Source organism: Nonomuraea sp. NPDC050383 (assembly GCF_044459125.1).
In the GTDB taxonomy this organism is placed as follows: Bacteria; Actinomycetota; Actinomycetes; order Streptosporangiales; family Streptosporangiaceae; genus Nonomuraea.
Map to the genome: position 1 here is coordinate 204,110 of NZ_JBITIP010000001.1, position 17,282 is coordinate 221,391.

Genomic DNA, 17,282 nt, shown 5'->3' on the forward strand with positions numbered 1-17,282 from the left:
CCCAGACATACCGCCCGAGACAGACCATTCCCGCCTCTCCCGGAACAGAGCGCGCGGCGGGGGGCCGGGCCTGACGGGGCGCGGGGCGCTCCCGGAGGCCCGGGCTGTGGTCGGTCAGCGCGCGGCGGCGGCGCGGGCGCGGCGCTCCTCGCGGCGCTCCACGAAGCGCGCGGCCGTGGCCTCCGTCTTGGCCAGGAACGCCGACAGCTCCTCGCGCGCCTGCTCGCCCTCGGCGTCGAGCCCGGTCTTGTCGAAGACCGACCACTGGCGCAGCACCGGCATGAGCACGTCGTCGAGGTGGAGGCGCAGGTCGTAGATGCCCTCGTGAGCGATGATCATCGCCTTGCGGGTGAAGCCCTCGATGCTCGATCCCGGCATCTGGAAGGTGGTCACCACGTCCGTCACGGCCCGCATGGTCTGGTTGGGGTCGAGCTCGAAGGCCGCCTTGAGCAGGTTGCGGTAGAAGAGCATGTGCAGGTTCTCGTCGGCGGCGATGCGGGCGAGCAGCCGCTCGCAGCCCTCGTCGCCCGACGCCCGGCCGGTGTTGCGGTGCGCGATGCGGGTCGCGAGCTCCTGGAAGGAGACGTACGCGAGCTGCTGGAGCATGGTCCCGTACTCGCTGGCGAAGCCGGTCTCCATGTGGATCATGCGGGCGCGCTCCAGCGCGACCGGGTCGACCGCGCGGGTGACGGTCAGGTAGTCGCGGATCGCGGTGCCGTGGCGGTCCTCCTCGGCGGTCCAGCGGTGGACCCACGTGCCCCACGCGCCGTCGCGGCCGAAGGTGGTGGCGATCTCGCGGTGGTAGCTGGGCAGGTTGTCCTCGGTCAGCAGGTTGACGATGAGCGACACGCGCGCCGCCTCGGGCATCTTGGAGTCGCTGTCCTGCCACGCCTCGCCCCCGTAGACGCCGTCGAAGTCACGGCCTTCGCTCCACGGGACGTACTCGTGCGGGAACCACTCCTTGGCCATCGTGTGATGGCGGTCGAGCTCTCCCGCGACCACGGGTTCGAGCTCGTGCAGAAGCTCCGTCTGCGTCATCGCCATAAGAACGTTCTCCTTTGTTACGGGACCGTAGGTTAGGTTACCCGAAGGTGGTCCCCGTCCCGTAAGGTGCCGTCATGCTTCCCAGCGTGCGTGGCCTGCTGCTCGACGGCGACGAGCGGCTGATGCTGTTCCGGCGCACGGTTCCGGGACGCGAGGTCTACTGGTCGGTCCCCGGCGGCCATGTGGAGCCCGAGGACGCCACGCTGGAGCACACCCTGCGCCGGGAGCTGCTGGAGGAGCTGGGCGCGACGGTGTCGGGCGTCACACCGCTGACCACGGTGAGCTATCCGTGGCAGGGCGGGGTGAAGGTGCAGCACCTGTACGGCTGCCGCCTGGCCGGCATGGACTGGGCGCTGCGGCACGGCCCGGAGGTGGACGACCCGGCGCGCGGGCGCTACGAGGTGGAACGGGTGCCGCTGCTCCCCTCGGAGATCACCTCGCGGCACGTGGTGCCGGAGCCGGTCGCGGGCTACCTGTCGGAGCACATCGCGGCCCTGCCCCGGCTCATCCGCCGCGACGGTCCTCGATCTCCCACAGGTGGTCGATGACGTGCCAGGCCACGCGCCGCAGGGCGTAGCGGGGCGTCCACCCGGTGTCGCCCGGCGGCTGCCAGGGCCGGGCGAGCACCCCGGCGAGCTCCTCGCGCATCGCGTCGCGGTCCTCACGCGAGGCGTACGGCTTGTGCCGCACGCCGAGCTTGCGGGCGTAGGAGCGCTCCGCCTCCACGACGTGGTCGTAGATCTTCGACGTGTCGCGCCCGCCGCCGCGCGGACCCTTGCGCAGCTCCTCCGGCGAGGCCGCCACGGTCTCGTCGAACAGCTCCCAGGCGGCCCGCAGCAGCGCCACCTGCCGGGCTGCCTCCTCCGCCCCGAGGGGCTCCAGGTCCAGGTCCGGCGTGGCGGACGGCGCGCCGAAGTCCGTGGTCATGTCGCCGGGCACCCGGGCGGTCACGGCCGGCTCCCCCGGCTCGAACGCCAGGCCGGCCCGCTCCGCGATCGCCCGGTAGCGGGGGGCGTACTCCACGAGCAGGTCGAGCGCCGCCTCCTCGCCCTTGGCGACCCGGCACCAGCCGGGCCACTCCAGCGAGCAGGCGAAGACCTTCTTGGGGCCGAGCTCCAGATAGACACGGGTCATGGTCTCCACCATGCCAGCCGTACCTGTCAGGAGCTGTCAGGTACGGCGGCTCACACGAGATCGACGAGCTCGGCCACCGAGCCGACGACGAGCGAGGGCCGGTAGGGGAAGCGGTCGATCTGCTGGGGCTGGGTGACGCCGGTGAGGACGAGGATCGTGTAGAGGCCGGCCTCCATGCCGCACACGACGTCGGTGTCCATGCGGTCGCCGATCATCGCGGTCGTCTCGCTGTGGCCCTCGATGGCGTTGAGCGCGCTGCGCATCATCCGGGGGTTGGGCTTGCCGACGAAGTACGGGTCCACGCCCGTCGCCTTGGTGATCATCGCGGCGACCGCGCCGCAGGCCGGCAGGGAGCCCTCGGTGGAGGGGCCGATCGGGTCGGGGTTGGTGGCGATGAAGCGGGCGCCGTTCTCGATGAGCCGGATCGCGCGGGTGATCTGGGTGAAGCTGTAGGTGCGCGTCTCGCCGAGCACGACGTAGTCCGGGTCGAGGTCGGTGAGCACGTAGCCGACCTCGTGCAGGGCCGTGGTCAGCCCGGCCTCGCCGATCACGTACGCCGAGCCGCCGGGCCGTTGGTCGTCGAGGAACTCGGCGGTCGCCATCGCGGAGGTCCAGATCGACCCCTCCGGCACCTCCAGCCCGGCCGCCGCCAGCCGTACGGACAGGTCGCGCGGGGTGTAGATCGAGTTGTTGGTCAGCACCCTGAACGGCTTGCCCGACTCGCTGAGCCGCTTGATGAAGGTGTCGGCGCCGGGCACCGGGCGGCCCTCGTGCACGAGGACGCCGTCCATGTCGGAGAGCCAGTAATCAATCCGTTTACGCTCGGTCACCCGGTCATCGTACCGAGGGGGTCTGGTCGACTTCGCGACCGGCATGTGAGCGAATAGTGCCTATGTCGCACATGCCGTTCACTGAATCCGCCCGTGACCTGCGGGACGAGCTGGTCGCGCTGCGCCGCTCCCTGCACGCCACCCCCGAGTTGGGCCTCGTGCTGCCGCGCACCCAGGAGAAGGTCCTGGCGGCGCTCGACGGGCTGCCCCTGGAGATCACGACGGGCACCGCGCTCAGCTCCGTCACCGCCGTGCTGCGCGGCGGGCGGCGGCCGGCCGGCGGGGAGGCCCCGGTCGTGCTGCTGCGGGGCGACATGGACGGCCTGCCCGTCACGGAGCGGAACGACCTGCCGTACCGCTCGGAGATCGAGGGCCGGATGCACGCGTGCGGCCACGACCTGCACACCGCGATGCTGGCGGGGGCGGCGCGGCTGCTGAGCGAGCGGCGCGAGGAGCTGCCGGGCGACGTCGTGTTCATGTTCCAGCCCGGCGAGGAGGGGTTCGAGGGCGCCAAGGTCATGATCGACGAGGGCGTGCTGGAGGCGGCGGGGCCCCGGCCGGTCGCGGCGTACGGGCTGCACGTGATCTCCTCGATGCTGCCGCCGGGGCTGTTCACCTCGCGGCCGGGGCCGATCATGGCGGCGGCCGACGTCTTCCGGGTGAAGGTGAAGGGGCGCGGCGGCCATGGCTCCAGCCCGCACCGGGCGCTGGACCCGGTGCAGGCGGGCTGCGCGATGGTGACGGAGCTGCAGACGATGGTCACGCGCACGTTCGACGTGTTCGACCCGGTGGTGGTCACGGTCGGGCAGTTCCACGGCGGGACGGCCGACAACGTGATCCCGGACGAGGCGTGGTTCGAGGCGACGGTCCGGACGTTCAGCGCGGACGCGCGGGCCGTGGTGAAGCGGCGGCTGGTCGAGGTGGTGGAGGGCGTCGCGGCGGCGCACGCGCTGGGCGTGGAGACGTCGTTCGGCATGGGCTACCCGGTGACGGTGAACGACGCGGACGAGGCCGGCTTCGCCGAGCGGACGGCCGGTGAGCTGTTCGGGCCCGGCCGGTTCTTCGTCACGCCGCAGCCGGTGATGGGCTCGGAGGACTTCTCGTACGTGCTGGAGCGGGTGCCGGGCGCGTTCCTGTTCCTGGGCGCGTGCCCGGCGGACCTCGACCCGGCGGCGGCGCCGTACAACCACTCGCCCGAGGCGCGGTTCGACGACGCGGTGGTGCCGGACGGCGCGGCGCTGCTGGCGACGCTGGCCTGCGACCGGCTGACGGCGGCGGCGACCCTGGCCTCCTGACCTGCGCCGGAGCACTCCGCGCGGGTCCGTACGCTGGACGTCATGACCGGTGTCCGTACCTTGGACGGCTCGGCCGCGGTCCGTACGCTGGGCGGCATGATCGATCATGTCGCCATCGACGGACGGGCCGCCGGTGCCGCCGACCTCGGGGCGGCCGTGGCGGCCCGCTACGGCCACTTCACCGCCATGCAGGTGCGCGGGGGCCGGGTGCGCGGCCTGGCCCTGCACCTGGACCGCCTCCGCGAGGCCACCCGGGAGCTGTTCGGCACGGCCCTCGACGAGGAGCTCGTCCTGGCCACCGCCCGCCTGGCCCTGCGGGGCGAGCCCGACGCGAGCGTGCGGGTGATCGTCGCCGAGCGCGACGGCCTGCGGGTGATCGCCACGGCGGCCCCTGCGCACGCGTGGCCGGCCGGGCCGCAGGCCCTCCTCCCGGTGCCCTACCAGCGCTATCTGCCGCACATCAAGCACCTCGGCGGCTTCCCGCAGGCCCACCTCGGTCTGCGGGCCAGGGCCGAGGGCTTCGACGACGCGCTGCTCGTGGGGCCGGACGGCCTGATCTCCGAAGGGACGATCGCCAACCTGGGCTGCTCCGACGGGGAGCGGATCGTCTGGCCGCAGGCGCCGATGCTGCGCGGCATCACGATGGCGCTGCTGGAGGGCGAGCTGCCGGCCGAGCGGCGCCCGCTCACGGTGGCGGATCTGCCGGCCCATCCGGCGGTCTTCATGACCAACTCGTGGGGCGTCGTGCCGGTGTGCCGGGTGGGCGACCTGCCGTTGAAGACGGACGAGACGGCCATGGCGCGGGTGGCGGCGGCCTACGAGGGCGTGCCCTGGGACGTGCTCTGACCCGCGGGTCCGGGCTCTGGACGGGCCCCGGACGGGATGGCGCCGAGCGCCATTGCGGACACCGATGAAGGAAAGTTACATTAACCTCACAACCCCTGGAGATTATTGACGCGTCTTTCCCCCGACCGTAGGGTCCGGGTCAATCCTGCAGATCCTGAACAGGCGAGACATCCCCCGGAGCGGAACATGAAGCGACTAGCAGCGGTAGTGGCGTTGCTGGGCCTTGCCACCGTGACAGCGTGCAGCAGCGGTGGTTCCACCAACAAGTCCGGTTCGGGCGGAGGTGGCGGGCTCTTCACCACGATCGACGTGAACAGGCCCGGCCTGGACGCGTCGGCGCCGGCCAACCCGTACAACCCGAAGGGGAACTCGTTCCCCGGCTTCAACTCCATGAAGCTGGGCTGGGTCAAGAACCACCTGACGGACCCGAACCAGGCGCTCCCCGGCATCGCGGCCAGTTGGGAGGTCGCCCCCGACAACTCCGCCATCACGCTGAAGCTGCAGCCGAACGCGAAGTGGTCGGACGGCCAGCCGGTCACCGCCGAGGACGTCAAGATGTCCATCGGCATCGCCTACACCCAGGGCAGCACCGCCTTCTCAGTCACCCCGGGCGCCGCGGGAGCGGCCGCGGACGTGACCGTGGTGGACGACAAGACCCTGAAGATCACGCAGGAGATGGCCAACCCGAGCCCCAAGTTCGTGCGCGGCGTGCTGGACACCACGGTCCTGCCCTCGCACGTCTGGAAGGACGTCCTGCCCGCGACGTTCTGGGACACGCTGAAGACCGCCCGCGGTGACGGCGCCGACGCCGAGAAGGCGCGCGCCGACATCACCGCGTTCGGCCAGAAGGTCCTCACCTTCGCCCCGCCCAAGGACGTCTCGGCCGGCCCGTTCGTGCTGGAGCGGGTCAACCCCGGCGAGGCGCTGCTGGTCAAGAACAAGAACTTCTACAACGTCGCCAACGTGGCCCCGGCCCAGGTGAAGTTCCTCAACTACACCGGCAACGAGCAGATCTGGAACTACCTCACCGCCGGCAAGCTCGACCAGTCCGGCTTCGTCGCGGCCCCCACGGACGTGATGAACCGGATCAAGCAGGCGCCGGGCAACGAGGTCATCAAGGGCTACTCGCCGGTGGCCGTGAGCATGGCCTTCAACCAGTCCAAGAAGCCGTACGACAACGTGCACGTGCGCCGCGGCCTGGCCTACCTCATCGACCGCGACCAGGTCACCAAGGTCGCCTCGCCGGAGGGCGGCACCCCGGCCGTGACCACCAGCGGCATCCACCAGAAGGCCGCCGCGGCCTGGATCCCGGACACGCTCCCCAAGCTCGACCCGTACAAGGTGGACGCGGCCAAGGCGGAGGCCGAGTTCAAGCAGGCCGGCCTGTCCAAGAAGGACGGCAAGTGGACCCTCGCCGACGGCACGCCGTGGAAGGTCTCCATGCACGCGCCGTCCGGCTTCTCCGACTGGCTGTCGGCCCAGGAGAACATCAAGAGCCAGCTCGTCAAGAACGGCATCGACGCCGAGGTCGTGACCACCACCGACTACCCGCTCTACCTTGAGGAGCTGGCGGCCGGCAAGTACGACGTCGGCTTCTGGCTGATGGCGCTCGGCCCCGCGCCGTACGACATCTTCCAGCGCCTCTACGGCGCCTCCAACGGCTGGACCAACGTCGCCGGCAAGGTCACGCACGCCGCGCCCGGCAAGGGCGGCAACTGGATGGGCGGCCCCGAGGAGATCGAGGTCGACGGCACCAAGATCAACCCGGGTGAGCTGACCGGCAAGCTGAACACGGCGACCGAGGACCAGGCCAAGCCGATCATGGCCCAGCTGGCCACCGCCGCCAACCAGGACCTGCCGGTCATCCAGCTCTGGGACTACGTCAACAACCAGTTCGTCAACAACAGCCGCTTCACCGGCTGGCCGCACGACGACGAGATCCTCCGCCTCGGCACCGGGGTGCTCCCCGCCGGCGTGTGGATCCAGCTCGGCATGGTCAAGGCGAAGCAGTAAGGCACTTATGACGGTCATCGCACGGCGACTCGCGGGCCACCTGGCCCGCGGGCTCGTCATGATCCTTGTGGTCGCCACGGTCAGCTTCTTCATCGTGAACAACATCCCGGGCGACCCCATGGCCGCCCGCTACGAGAAGCTGATCGAGGGCGGCATGTCCCCGGAGGCGGCCGCGCAGGCCGTCAAGGTGCTCTACGGCTTCCAGCCGACGGGCACCCTGTGGCAGCAGTACACCGACTACATGGCCGGGCTGGTCCACCTGGACCTCGGCGTCTCCGTCAGCAGGCCGGGCACCCCCGTCCTCGACGTGCTGGGCGAGGCGGCCAAGTGGACGGTGCTGCCGGTGCTGGCCGGCACGCTGCTCAGCTTCCTCGTCGGCGTCATGCTCGGGGTGTTCGCGGCGATCAAGCGCAAGAGCAAGCTGGGCGACGCCCTGGCGATCTCCGGCTCGCTGCTGCACGGCATCCCGCAGTACGTGCTGGCGATGCTGCTCGTGGTGATCTTCGCGACGCTCATCCCCATCCTGCCCGCCGACGGGCCGGTGGACATCCTCTTCGAGCCCGGGTTCAACGCCGGCTACATCGGCTCGCTCGCCGAGCACGCCGTGCTGCCGGTCGTCACTTACGCCCTGTCGGCGTACGGCGGCTGGGTCCTGGCGATGAAGTCGAGTGTGGTGACCGTCCTGGGCGACGACTTCATCCTGGCCGCGGAGCTGCGCGGGATGAAGCGCTCGATCGTCTTCCGCTACATCGCGCGCAACGCGATCCTGCCGCTGTTCACGATCCTGGCGCTGTCGCTCGGGCTGCTGCTCGGCGGCGCCGTCTTCATCGAGAAGATCTTCAACTATCCGGGCCTGGGCCTGATGCTCATCAACGGCGTCAACGACCGCGACTACGCGCTGATGAGCGGGGCCTTCCTGCTCATCACGACGGCGGTGATCGTGGCGAACATCGTGGCCGACCTGTTCTACACCACGATCGACCCGCGGGTGCGCAGCGGAGAGGAGGCGTCATGAGCGCCACGCTCATCCCCGAGGCGGCGTCCGGCGGGACCGGCGCGGGGCCCGGGGCCCCGTCCACGGCCTCGACCATGCGGCGCAACTTCTGGCGCGGCGTGTGGCGGGTGATGAGGCGCAAGCCCAGCCGGCTGGCCGGCGCGGTCATCCTCGTGGGCTTCGCCTTCATGGCGATCTTCGGGCCGATGTTCTACCCGGACCAGCTGCCGGACAACGCCAACGCGATCACCCAGCCGCCGAGCTGGGAGCACTGGTTCGGCACCGACCCGCAGGGCCGCGACGTGCTGGCGCTGGTCATCACCGGCTCCCGGTACGTGCTGCTCAGCGCCGCCGTCACCGCGCTCATCACCGTGGTCTTCGGCACCGGGCTCGGCCTGTTCTCCGGCTTCAAGCGGGGCCGCTGGGACACCGTGCTCATGCGGGTCACCGACATGAAGCTGACGATCCCCGGCCTGCCCCTGCTGCTCGTCCTCGCGACGGTCTGGAAGTTCGGCAACCCGCTGCAGATGGGCCTGGTGCTCGGCCTGCTCGGCTGGGGCGGCGTGGCCCGCGCGGTGCGGGCGCAGACGCTGTCGCTGCGCGAGCGCGGCTTCATCGAGGCGGCGCGCGGCCTCGGCCTGTCCACGCGCCACATCATCGGCAAGGAGCTGCTGCCGAGCATGGCGCCGTACATCGCGATGAACATGCTCATCGCGGTCACCGGCGCCGTGTACGCGCAGGTCGGCCTGTTCTTCCTCGGCGTGCTGCCGTACGAGTCGAACAACTGGGGCGTGATGCTCAACCTGGCCGTCTTCCAGGCCGGCGCGATGATCACCCCCTACGCGCTCGGCTACCTGCTGGCGCCGCTGCTCGCGATCCTGCTGCTGACGCTCGGCATCGTGCTCGTGGTCGACGCCATGGACGAGATCTTCAACCCCCGGCTGCGTGAGGAGTAACGGTGGCACAGCCAGAGACGGCAGCCCCGCAGGCGGCGCCCGAGCCGGTCACGGCGCCGGCGACGCCCGCCCCCGGGGTGCGCATCGACGGCCTGACCGTCGTCTACAAGACCCCCGCCGGCGAGCTGCCGGCCGTCCGCGACGTCAGCCTCACCCTGGAGCCCGGCTCGATCACCGGCATCGTCGGCGAGTCCGGCTCCGGCAAGTCCACGCTGGCGCTGTCGCTGCTCAACGCGGTGCAGCCGCCGGGGCGGATCTCGGCGGGCAGCGTCGAGATCGACGGGCTCGGCGACGTCGTCGGCCTCGCGGGCGAGCGGCTGCGCAAGGCGCGCGGCGCGCACATCGGGTACGTCTTCCAGGCGGCCCAGAACTCCCTGAACCCGCTCAAGACGGTCGGCAAGCAGCTCCTCGACCTGGGCCGCTCCCACGGCGTGGACGACCTGCGCGGCCTGGTCCGCGAGGCGAAGGAGCTGCTCGGCCGGATGGGCCTCGACGGGGCCCGGGTCCTCGACTCGCACCAGCACGAGCTGTCCGGCGGCATGCGCCAGCGGGTCGGCATCATGCTGGCGCTGGTGCTCAACGCGCACCTGGTCGTCCTCGACGAGCCGACCACCGCCCTCGACATGATCACCCAGGCGAACATCCTGAAGATCGTCCGGGAGGTCCACGCCGAGCGCGGCCTGACCACGCTGGTCATCACGCACGACATCGGCGTGGTGGCCGAGGTGGCCGACCGGCTGGCGGTCATGTACGGCGGGCGGCTCGTCGAGCAGGGACCGACCCGCGAGGTGCTGGGCGCGCCCAGCCACCCGTACACCCGGGGCCTCATCCAGGCCATCCCGCGGCTCGTCGGCGACATCGACGAGGCGCGGGCGCTGCCCGGCCGGCCGCCGACGCTGGCGACCGTGCCGAAGCAGGGCTGCGTGTTCCGGGAGCGCTGCGCCCTGCGCATGGACGTCTGCGAGAGCGACGACCCGGCGGCCGTCGCACACGGGCCGAGGATCGTGGCCTGCCACGCGGTGGGCGTCAAGGAGCACGCGTGATCACGGGAACAGGCATCACCAAGACCTTCAAGCAGCGGGGCGGCGTGCTCGCCGGGCGTGAGGTGCGGGCGCTGCGCGGCGTCGACTTCACCATCGCCAAGGGCGGCGCGGCCTCGTTCATCGGCGAGTCGGGCTGCGGCAAGACCACGCTCGGCCGGATCATCGCCGGGCTGGAGACGTACGACGAGGGCGAGATCGCCATCGACGGCACGCCGATGACGCCGCTCAGGACCAAGCAGCGCCAGCCGCACTTCCGCAAGATCCAGATGATCCATCAGGACCCCTACTCGGCCCTGAACCCCACCCGCACCATCCACCAGACCCTCCAGGCTCCGCTGGCGCTGCGCGCGAAGCAGACCGGCCGGTCGAGGAAGTGGATGGAGGAGCGGGCCGCCGAGGTGCTGTCGCTGGTCGGCCTCGACCCGGGCACCGTGCTGTCGCGCTACCCGCACCAGCTCTCGGGCGGCATGCGGCAGCGCGTCGTCATCGCCCGCGCGCTGACCGTGGACCCCGAGATGCTCGTCGCCGACGAGGCCGTCTCCATGATCGACGTGTCGTTGCGGCTGGGCATCCTCGCGCTGCTGAAGGACCTGCGCGAGCGGCTCGGCGTGGCCGTGCTGTTCATCACCCACGACGTGGCCACCTCCCGCTACATCGGCGGCGACGGCGAGCTGTACGTCATCTACCGGGGCCAGGTCGTGGAGCGGGGGCCGGTGGACACGGTCATCGCCGACCCGGTCCACCCGTACACGCAGTCGCTGCTGTCGGCCATCCCGGTGCTGCACGGGCTGGAGCAGCCCGGCGAGCAGCCGGTGGTGCCGCTGGAGTCGCTGGACGAGTCGAAGGCCGACTCCGGCTGCCTGTTCGCCCGCCGTTGCCCGTTCCGGAGCGAGCGGTGCGAGACGGAGCTGCCGCTGCTCCGGACGACCGACGGCGTCCCGCAGGAGCACGCGTGCTTCCACCCGGAGCGCCGCGACGTCATCGCCCGCCCGCTGAGCGGCGTGTGAGCCGGGTGCCGCAGGCCGCCGGACTCGGTGGGGCGGAGCTGCGGGAGGCCGTGCGGGCCGCCGAGGCCGCGCTGACGCTCGACTCCACCGAGGCCGGCGCGCTCGTACGGCGGCTGGCCGCGCCCCCGGCGGACCGGAGGTGGACCGCGCTGGTGGCGGGCGGCGGCGTCGTCATGGCGTCCCTGTCGTCCAAGGATCCCTCCGTGGGACACCTCGACCTGCTGGCCGTCCACCCGGAGCGGCAGGGGCGCGGCGTCGGCCGGGAGCTGGTCCGGGCGGCCGAGGAGTGGCTGCGCGGGCAGGGCGCGACGCAGGCCCGCTTCGCCGGCAACCCGCCGTGCTACGCCTGGCCCGGCGTGGACGTCCGCTACACCGCCGCCGCCTGCCTGGCCGAGAGCCTGGGCTACGAGCGCTGCCACGTCGCCTGGAACATGACCGCCCGCCTCACCACCGCCCACATCACCACGGGCAACGACACCGCCACGGCCGAGCTCGGCACGGCGGACGACCTCGCGCTCCTGGCCGAGGCGGGGGTGGCCGTGCGCCGCGCGGACGACGGGGACGAGCGCGGCCGGGTGGCCGCCTTCGTGGGCGAGCACTGGAACGAGCGCTGGGCCTGGGAGGCGCTCAACGCCACCGGCCTGCACTACGCCGAGCGCGACGGCCGGGTGCTGGGGTTCGCCGCCTGGGGCTCGCGGCCCTCGTGGTTCGGGCCGATGGGCACGGCGCCGGAGGCACGCGGGCTCGGCGTGGGCCGGGTGCTGCTGCGCCGGTGCCTGGCCGAGCAGCGCGCCGCCGGCCAGGCCACCGCCGAGATCGCATGGGTGGGGCCGCTGCGGTTCTACGCGCGCGCCGTGGGCGCGCGCGCCGAACGCGTCTTCTGGCTCTACCGGCGCGACCTGGCGTGATGTCAGGTGTAGAGCAGCGGCCCGCCGGGGGGAGCTGGCTCGGGGCACAGGGGGCGCGGGTCCTCGCCCTTGTCCAGGCACGCCGTGAGCGTGTCGGACCCCCACAGGTGGTTCTCGGCGTTCTCGGGCCCCCACCAGCCGAAGCCGTCCGGGTAGAGCGTGCGGGCCACGTGCAGCATGGACACGCCGGTCAGCACCGGCCGGAACGCGGCCCGGTCGTGCACGTGGAGCTGGACGCCCCGCACGGCCGTCCCCGCGTGCTTGTGGAAGGTGGGGGTGAACCAGGTGTCACGGAAACGCACCCCCGGCAGGTCCAGCGCGGCCAGCTCGGCGGCGAACCGCTCGTCCGCGAACGGCGCGCCGACCAGCTCGAACGGCCGGGTCGTGCCGCGCCCCTCCGAGAACGTGGTGCCCTCGAACAGGCCGGTCCCGGGGTAGGCGAGCACGGTGTCGGGGGTCGGCATGTTGACCGACGGCATCACCCACGGCAGCCCGGTCGCGGCGGCGTCCATGTCGCGCCGCCAGCCCTCCATCTCGACGACGCGCAGGTCCAGGTCGAAGCCGAACAGCACGGCCAGCTCCCCCGCGGTCCTGCCGTGCCGCACCGGCAGCGGGAACCTGCCGACGAAGCTCGCGAACGCCGGGTCCAGCTCAGGGCCCTCCGTCACGGTCCCGCCCAGCGGGTTCGGCCGGTCGAGCACCACGAACCGCAGCCCCAGCCGCGCGGCCGAGGCCATCAGGTCGTACATCGTCCACACGTAGGTGTAGAAGCGGGTCCCCACGTCGGCGATGTCGAAGACCAGCGTGTCGGCCCCGGAGCGGGCCACCACCTCGTCCAGCGCCTCGCCGGAGCGCTTGTGCGTGTCCAAGGCCGGCAGCCCGGTCCGCGGATCGGTCGTGTCCGGCTCGCTGGAGTCCGCCTGCGCGGTCCCGCGCACGCCGTGCTCCGGGCCGAACAGCGCCACCAGCGGCGCTCCGGCCGCCAGCAGGGCCTGCGACGTGGGGGTCAGGTCGGGCAGGACTCCGGTGGGGTTGGTGATGAGGCCGAGCCGCCGTCCGCCCGCCAGGGAGGGATCCGCGGCCAGCCGCTCGGCACCGGTTCGTACATAGGTCATGAATCCATAATCTGAAAGATATTTACAAGAGAGAAGGAGAAGGTGGAAATTAGCGTCATGATTGATCCGCTATCCGAGCCCTCCACCGTGTCGTCCACCGGTGCGTCAGCCGCTCCTGCCGACGGTCAGACCTCAGTGCCGTCCGGCGAGCTGGCCACCGAGCAGAGCGACCCCCGCTACTCCCAGATCGACCGGCTGCCGACCGAGCAGATCGCGCGCCTGATGAACCAGGCCGACGCGGCCGTGCCCGCCGCCGTCGCGGTGGTGATCCCCGCCATCTCGGCCGCCATCGACGCGATCTCCGCGCGGATGGGCTCGGGCGGCCGGCTGCTGTACGTCGGCGCCGGCACGTCGGGGCGGCTGGCCGTCCTCGACGCGTCGGAGTGCCCGCCCACGTTCGGCACCGACCCGGAGCTCGTCCAGGGCGTCATCGCCGGCGGCCCGGACGCGCTCACGCGCTCCGTGGAGGGCGCGGAGGACGACGCCGAGGCCGGCGCCGCGGACCTGGCGCGCCTGGAGGTGGGACCGCTCGACTCGGTGGTGGGCGTGTCCGCCAGCGGCCGCGCGCCGTTCGTGCTCGGCGCCCTGGCGGAGGCGCGGCGGCGCGGCGCGCTGACCGTCGGCCTGTCGTGCAACGACGGCGCGCCCCTGTCGGCCGCCGCCGAGCACGCGATCGAGGTCGTCGTGGGACCCGAGGTGGTGGCCGGCTCGACCCGGCTCAAGGCCGGCACCGCGCAGAAGCTCGTGCTCAACATGATCTCCACGATCGCGATGGTGCGGCTCGGGCGCACGTACGGGAACCGGATGATCGAGATGTCGGCCATGAACAGCAAGCTGGCCGATCGGGCGGTGCGCATGGTCAGCGACATCACCGGCACCGACCGGGAGACCGCGGCGCGGGCCGTGGACGAGGCCGGCGGGCAGGCCAAGACGGCCGTGGTGATGATCCGGCACGGGCTCGACGCGGAGGGGGCGCGGGCGCTGCTGGAGTCGCACGGCGAGCGGCTGAGCGACGCGCTGAGCGGCTGACGCGCCGCGCCGGGCGCCGCCGGTTCCCGGGGGCGGCGTGCCGGGGGACGGCATCCTGGAAGCCGTAGGTCCCGGAGCCCGTGGCGGGTGGCCGGACGAGAGGACGCGAAGCGGAGAGGGGAGGGAAGGTGGCGGAAGGTCTGGACGCGGTCCTGGCCGGGGCGGTGCCGCGCGTGTGCTCGGCGGCGGTCGCGCTCGTCGCCGTGGACGGCGAGGTCGCGGCGGCGGCGGTGGCCGGCGAGCTGGTCAGGTACGCCGACGCCGAGGGGACCCTGGCCGGCGACCGGCCGCCGGCGCGCCGCGACTCGATCTTCGACCTGGCCTCGGTGAGCAAGCTGTTCACCACGGCCGTCGTCCTGTCGCTGGCCGAGGAGGGCCGTCTGGGCCTGGACGAGCCCGTGGCGGCCTGGCTGCCCGGCCGTGACCCGCGGATCACGCCGCGCCGCCTGCTCACCCACACGGCCGGGCTCCAGCCCACGCGCCGCGTCGACCTGGAGCTGCCCGCCGCCGGCCACGCCACCCGGCTGGCCGCGATCATCGACACGCCCGTCACCGGCCCCGTGGGCGGGCCGTACCTCTACACCGACGTCGGCATGGTCACGATGGGCCGCGTGGCCGAGCTGGCGGGCGGCGCCCCGCTCGACGAGCTGGTCCGTGCCCGCGTCACCGACGTGCTGGGCCTGACCGCCACCGGCTACCGGCCGGGCCCCGGCCTGCTGCCACGGGTCGCGGCCACCGAGTGGAAGCCGGAGCGGCCGCTCACGTCACCACCGGGCTGCGTGCGCGGCGAGGTGCACGACGAGACGAGCTACGGCCTGGGCGGCGTGGCGGGCCACGCGGGACTGTTCGCCCCGGCCGACGACCTGCTGGCCTTCGGCGAGGCGCTGCGGCTCGGCGGCGGCAAGATGCTGCGGCCCGAGACCGTGGCGGAGATGGTCTGCGACCAGGGCGCCGAGGGGGCGCCCTTCCGGCACGGGCTCGGGGTCCGGATCGGCGACCCGGGCATCGTGGGACCGCTGGAGGGCGCGTACGGGCACTCCGGCTTCACGGGGACGTCGCTCGTCGTGGACGCGGCGCGCGGGCTGACGGTGGTGCTGCTGACCAACGCCGTGCACCCGGTGCGCGGCCGGGACGGCATCCGGGACCTGCGCCGCGCGGTGGCCGCCGAGGCCCTGAGCCTGTCCCGCTGATCGCGCCTGTCCCGCTGATCGCGCTGTCCCGCCGATCGCTCCTGTCCCGCCGATCCCGGGACTCAGGAGGCGGGGGCCAGGGCCTCCAGGGCCTCCTCGGCGCGCCGCATGGCCTCCTTGGGCTCGGCAGTGACGATCTCCGGGTCGAAGTTGAGGTCGTGGAAGACCTCCGTCACGCCGCGCGCCGTCAGGTCGTCCACGTCACGCCGGATCTCCTCGAACGTGCCCGTCAGCGGCGGCCGCTCCCCCTCGGCCGCGCCCGCGGGGCGCACCCGGGTGACGCCGCGGCAGACGATGCGCAGCGCCTCGGGGTCGCGCCCCGCCTCCCGGGCCGCCTCCTTGATGATCGCCACGCGCGGCTCGATGCCCGCCAGGTCCTCCCGGCTGGAGCTGATCCAGCCGTCGGCGATGCGGCCCGCCCGGCGCAGCCCGGCCTCGGCCGCGCCGCCGAGCAGGATCGGCGGCGCCTGCGCCGGCCGCGGGTCGAGGTGGGACGGCGGGATCCGGTAGAACTCCCCGGAGTGCTCGACCTCCTCCTGCGTCCACGCCTCGCGCAGCACCTGCGTGAACTCCTCGATCCGCCGGCCCCGTCCCTCGAAGCCCACCCCCGCGGCCTCGAACTCCTCGCGCACCCAGCCCAGGCCCAGCCCGGCCGTCAGCCGCCCGCCGGACAGGATCTGCAGCGACGCGAGCTGCTTGGCCAGCACGACCGGCTGCACGTAGGCGTTGATCACGGCCACGCCCAGCCCGATCGCCTCGGTCACCCCCGCCAGGTACGACAGGGTGACCAGCGGGTCGTGCACGCTGCGGTAGATCGGCCCCATCGGGTGGCCCACGGGGTAGAGCACTCTCTGGAACGTCCACAGCTGCTCGTATCCGAGCTCCTCGGCCCTGGCGGCGACCCGCCGCATGTTGGCGGGGGTGGCCCAGGGGCCCGACTGCGGCACGGCGAATCCGATTCCCATGCCCTCTAGTCTGTACGAGTGGATCTGCAGGCGGAACTCGGGGCCATCGCCGGAGCGCACGGTGGCACGGGGGAGCCCTCCCTCCACCCCACCCGCACCGACGTCGTGGTGTTACGCCGGGGCGAGGTCGTGGTCAAGGCGCACTCGCGGCGCGACGACGCCGAGGCGCTGCGGCTGCGGGTGCGCGCCGCCGCCTCCGCCGCGCTCAGCGGCCTCCTGCTCCCCCCGCTGCGGCCCGACGTGCTCACGGTGGCGGACCGCGCGGTCACGGTGTGGCCGGCCGGCACGCCCGTCTCGCACGACGAGCTCGACGCCGCGCCCTGGGAGGAGGGCGCCCGGCTGCTGGCCCGCCTGCACGCCGTCCCGCTGACGCTGCTGCCGCCGCTGCCCGAGGCGGGCGCACCGGCGCGCGCGGCCCGCGCGGTGCGGCGGATGCCCGGCGACGGCCCGGTCGAGCGGCTGTTACGCCGGGCGTTCGCGGAGCTGCCGGAGCCCGAGCCGGCGCCCGGCCTGCTCACCCACGGGGACTGGCACCTGGGCCAGCTCGTCCGCCGCGACCGGTGGCTGCTCATCGACGTGGACGACCTCGGCGTCGGCGACCCCGCGTGGGACCTGGCCCGGCCCGCCTGCTGGTACGCGGCGGGGCTGCTCGACCCGGCCGTGTGGGACCGCTTCCTCGGCGCGTACCTGGCCTTCGGCGGGCCCGCCCTCGGCGACGGCGCCGACCCGTGGCGCCGGCTCGACCTGCCGGCCCGCGCGGTGACGATCCAGCTGGCCGCCGTGGCCGTCGTCAACGCCGGCCGCGACGGCCGGGAACTCGACGAGGTGGAGCAGTCGTTGATCGAGGCGTGCAACAGAATCGTCAGAGCGTGACGGGGTTGCGCGCGGTAGGTTTTCCTCACAGATCCGAGGC

General features: G+C 72.8%; 17 protein-coding genes. 12 read left to right on the forward strand and 5 right to left on the reverse strand.

What is annotated here, in order from left to right:
- Positions 1-114: 114 nt before the first annotated feature.
- Complete coding sequence (locus ACIBG4_RS00885; RefSeq protein WP_397200074.1) at positions 115-1,044, reverse strand: acyl-ACP desaturase; 930 nt, start codon at positions 1,042-1,044, stop codon at positions 115-117.
- Between the two features lie 74 nt (positions 1,045-1,118).
- Between ACIBG4_RS00885 and ACIBG4_RS00890 the strand changes: the two genes are divergently transcribed.
- The gene (locus ACIBG4_RS00890; RefSeq protein ID WP_397200075.1) at positions 1,119-1,592 is read left to right on the forward strand and encodes an NUDIX domain-containing protein; all 474 of its coding nucleotides are present in this window, start codon (positions 1,119-1,121) and stop codon (positions 1,590-1,592) included.
- Here ACIBG4_RS00890 and ACIBG4_RS00895 read toward each other — a convergent pair.
- Together ACIBG4_RS00895 and ACIBG4_RS00900 are read right to left on the reverse strand one after the other, a co-directional pair.
- The gene (locus ACIBG4_RS00895; RefSeq protein ID WP_397200076.1) at positions 1,549-2,178 is read right to left on the reverse strand and encodes a hypothetical protein; all 630 of its coding nucleotides are present in this window, start codon (positions 2,176-2,178) and stop codon (positions 1,549-1,551) included. The two genes, ACIBG4_RS00890 and ACIBG4_RS00895, sit on opposite strands and share 44 nt — an antisense overlap.
- 50 nt (positions 2,179-2,228) lie before the next feature.
- Positions 2,229-3,008, reverse strand: coding sequence for an HAD-IIA family hydrolase (locus ACIBG4_RS00900; RefSeq protein ID WP_397200077.1), 780 nt, complete (start codon positions 3,006-3,008; stop codon positions 2,229-2,231).
- A 71-nt stretch (positions 3,009-3,079) separates the two neighbouring features.
- Between ACIBG4_RS00900 and ACIBG4_RS00905 the strand changes: the two genes are divergently transcribed.
- The 8 genes from ACIBG4_RS00905 to ACIBG4_RS00940 all read left to right on the forward strand — a co-directional run bounded on the left by ACIBG4_RS00905 (position 3,080) and on the right by ACIBG4_RS00940 (position 12,070).
- A complete protein-coding gene (locus ACIBG4_RS00905) occupies positions 3,080-4,303 on the forward strand; it encodes a M20 family metallopeptidase (protein WP_310714071.1) in 1,224 nt (407 codons plus the stop codon).
- 42 nt (positions 4,304-4,345) lie between these two features.
- On the forward strand, positions 4,346-5,149 hold the full coding sequence (locus ACIBG4_RS00910; RefSeq protein ID WP_397200078.1) for an aminotransferase class IV: 804 nt from the start codon (positions 4,346-4,348) through the stop codon (positions 5,147-5,149).
- A gap of 186 nt (positions 5,150-5,335) precedes the next feature.
- Positions 5,336-7,162, forward strand: coding sequence for an ABC transporter substrate-binding protein (locus tag ACIBG4_RS00915; protein WP_397200079.1), 1,827 nt, complete (start codon positions 5,336-5,338; stop codon positions 7,160-7,162).
- Between the two features lie 7 nt (positions 7,163-7,169).
- The gene (locus tag ACIBG4_RS00920; protein WP_397200080.1) at positions 7,170-8,177 is read left to right on the forward strand and encodes an ABC transporter permease; all 1,008 of its coding nucleotides are present in this window, start codon (positions 7,170-7,172) and stop codon (positions 8,175-8,177) included.
- On the forward strand, positions 8,174-9,112 hold the full coding sequence (locus ACIBG4_RS00925) for an ABC transporter permease (RefSeq protein ID WP_397200081.1): 939 nt from the start codon (positions 8,174-8,176) through the stop codon (positions 9,110-9,112). Before ACIBG4_RS00920 ends, ACIBG4_RS00925 begins: the two co-directional genes overlap by 4 nt.
- A 2-nt stretch (positions 9,113-9,114) precedes the next feature.
- Positions 9,115-10,155, forward strand: coding sequence for an ABC transporter ATP-binding protein (locus tag ACIBG4_RS00930; protein WP_310714059.1), 1,041 nt, complete (start codon positions 9,115-9,117; stop codon positions 10,153-10,155).
- Entirely contained in the window at positions 10,152-11,162 is a 1,011-nt protein-coding gene (locus tag ACIBG4_RS00935; RefSeq protein WP_397200082.1) for an ABC transporter ATP-binding protein, read from the forward strand. Before ACIBG4_RS00930 ends, ACIBG4_RS00935 begins: the two co-directional genes overlap by 4 nt.
- Positions 11,159-12,070, forward strand: a complete 912-nt coding sequence (locus tag ACIBG4_RS00940; protein WP_397200083.1) for a GNAT family N-acetyltransferase — start codon at positions 11,159-11,161, stop codon at positions 12,068-12,070. The genes ACIBG4_RS00935 and ACIBG4_RS00940 overlap by 4 nt, the downstream gene beginning before the upstream one ends.
- Positions 12,071-12,072: 2 nt before the next feature.
- Here ACIBG4_RS00940 and ACIBG4_RS00945 read toward each other — a convergent pair whose 3' ends face one another.
- Positions 12,073-13,185, reverse strand: a complete 1,113-nt coding sequence (locus tag ACIBG4_RS00945) for an exo-beta-N-acetylmuramidase NamZ domain-containing protein (RefSeq protein WP_397200084.1) — start codon at positions 13,183-13,185, stop codon at positions 12,073-12,075.
- Positions 13,186-13,242: 57 nt separating this feature from the next.
- Here ACIBG4_RS00945 and murQ point away from each other — a divergent pair, with 57 nt between their 5' ends.
- On the forward strand, positions 13,243-14,214 hold the full coding sequence (murQ, locus tag ACIBG4_RS00950) for an N-acetylmuramic acid 6-phosphate etherase (protein WP_397200085.1): 972 nt from the start codon (positions 13,243-13,245) through the stop codon (positions 14,212-14,214).
- Between the two features lie 128 nt (positions 14,215-14,342).
- The gene (locus ACIBG4_RS00955; RefSeq protein ID WP_397200086.1) at positions 14,343-15,404 is read left to right on the forward strand and encodes a serine hydrolase domain-containing protein; all 1,062 of its coding nucleotides are present in this window, start codon (positions 14,343-14,345) and stop codon (positions 15,402-15,404) included.
- Positions 15,405-15,466: 62 nt separating this feature from the next.
- On the opposite strand, the gene ACIBG4_RS00960 is transcribed toward ACIBG4_RS00955, so the two are convergent.
- Complete coding sequence (locus tag ACIBG4_RS00960) at positions 15,467-16,369, reverse strand: TIGR03619 family F420-dependent LLM class oxidoreductase (RefSeq protein WP_397200087.1); 903 nt, start codon at positions 16,367-16,369, stop codon at positions 15,467-15,469.
- Positions 16,370-16,387: 18 nt separating this feature from the next.
- Here ACIBG4_RS00960 and ACIBG4_RS00965 point away from each other — a divergent pair, with 18 nt between their 5' ends.
- A complete protein-coding gene (locus ACIBG4_RS00965; protein ID WP_310714046.1) occupies positions 16,388-17,242 on the forward strand; it encodes a phosphotransferase in 855 nt (284 codons plus the stop codon).
- The last annotated feature ends 40 nt before the right edge of the window (positions 17,243-17,282 follow it).

What these genes read in the sequence shown, in the direction of transcription:
- ACIBG4_RS00885 (WP_397200074.1), bottom strand. Translation starts at nt 1,044, where the DNA reads ATGGCGATGACGCAGACGGAGCTTCTGCACGAGCTCGAACCCGTGGTC.
- ACIBG4_RS00890 (WP_397200075.1), top strand. Translation starts at nt 1,119, where the DNA reads ATGCTTCCCAGCGTGCGTGGCCTGCTGCTCGACGGCGACGAGCGGCTG.
- ACIBG4_RS00895 (WP_397200076.1), bottom strand. Translation starts at nt 2,178, where the DNA reads ATGACCCGTGTCTATCTGGAGCTCGGCCCCAAGAAGGTCTTCGCCTGC.
- ACIBG4_RS00905 (WP_310714071.1), top strand. Translation starts at nt 3,080, where the DNA reads ATGCCGTTCACTGAATCCGCCCGTGACCTGCGGGACGAGCTGGTCGCG.
- ACIBG4_RS00910 (WP_397200078.1), top strand. Translation starts at nt 4,346, where the DNA reads ATGACCGGTGTCCGTACCTTGGACGGCTCGGCCGCGGTCCGTACGCTG.
- ACIBG4_RS00915 (WP_397200079.1), top strand. Translation starts at nt 5,336, where the DNA reads ATGAAGCGACTAGCAGCGGTAGTGGCGTTGCTGGGCCTTGCCACCGTG.
- ACIBG4_RS00920 (WP_397200080.1), top strand. Translation starts at nt 7,170, where the DNA reads ATGACGGTCATCGCACGGCGACTCGCGGGCCACCTGGCCCGCGGGCTC.
- ACIBG4_RS00925 (WP_397200081.1), top strand. Translation starts at nt 8,174, where the DNA reads ATGAGCGCCACGCTCATCCCCGAGGCGGCGTCCGGCGGGACCGGCGCG.
- ACIBG4_RS00945 (WP_397200084.1), bottom strand. Translation starts at nt 13,185, where the DNA reads ATGACCTATGTACGAACCGGTGCCGAGCGGCTGGCCGCGGATCCCTCC.
- murQ (WP_397200085.1), top strand. Translation starts at nt 13,243, where the DNA reads ATGATTGATCCGCTATCCGAGCCCTCCACCGTGTCGTCCACCGGTGCG.
- ACIBG4_RS00960 (WP_397200087.1), bottom strand. Translation starts at nt 16,369, where the DNA reads ATGGGAATCGGATTCGCCGTGCCGCAGTCGGGCCCCTGGGCCACCCCC.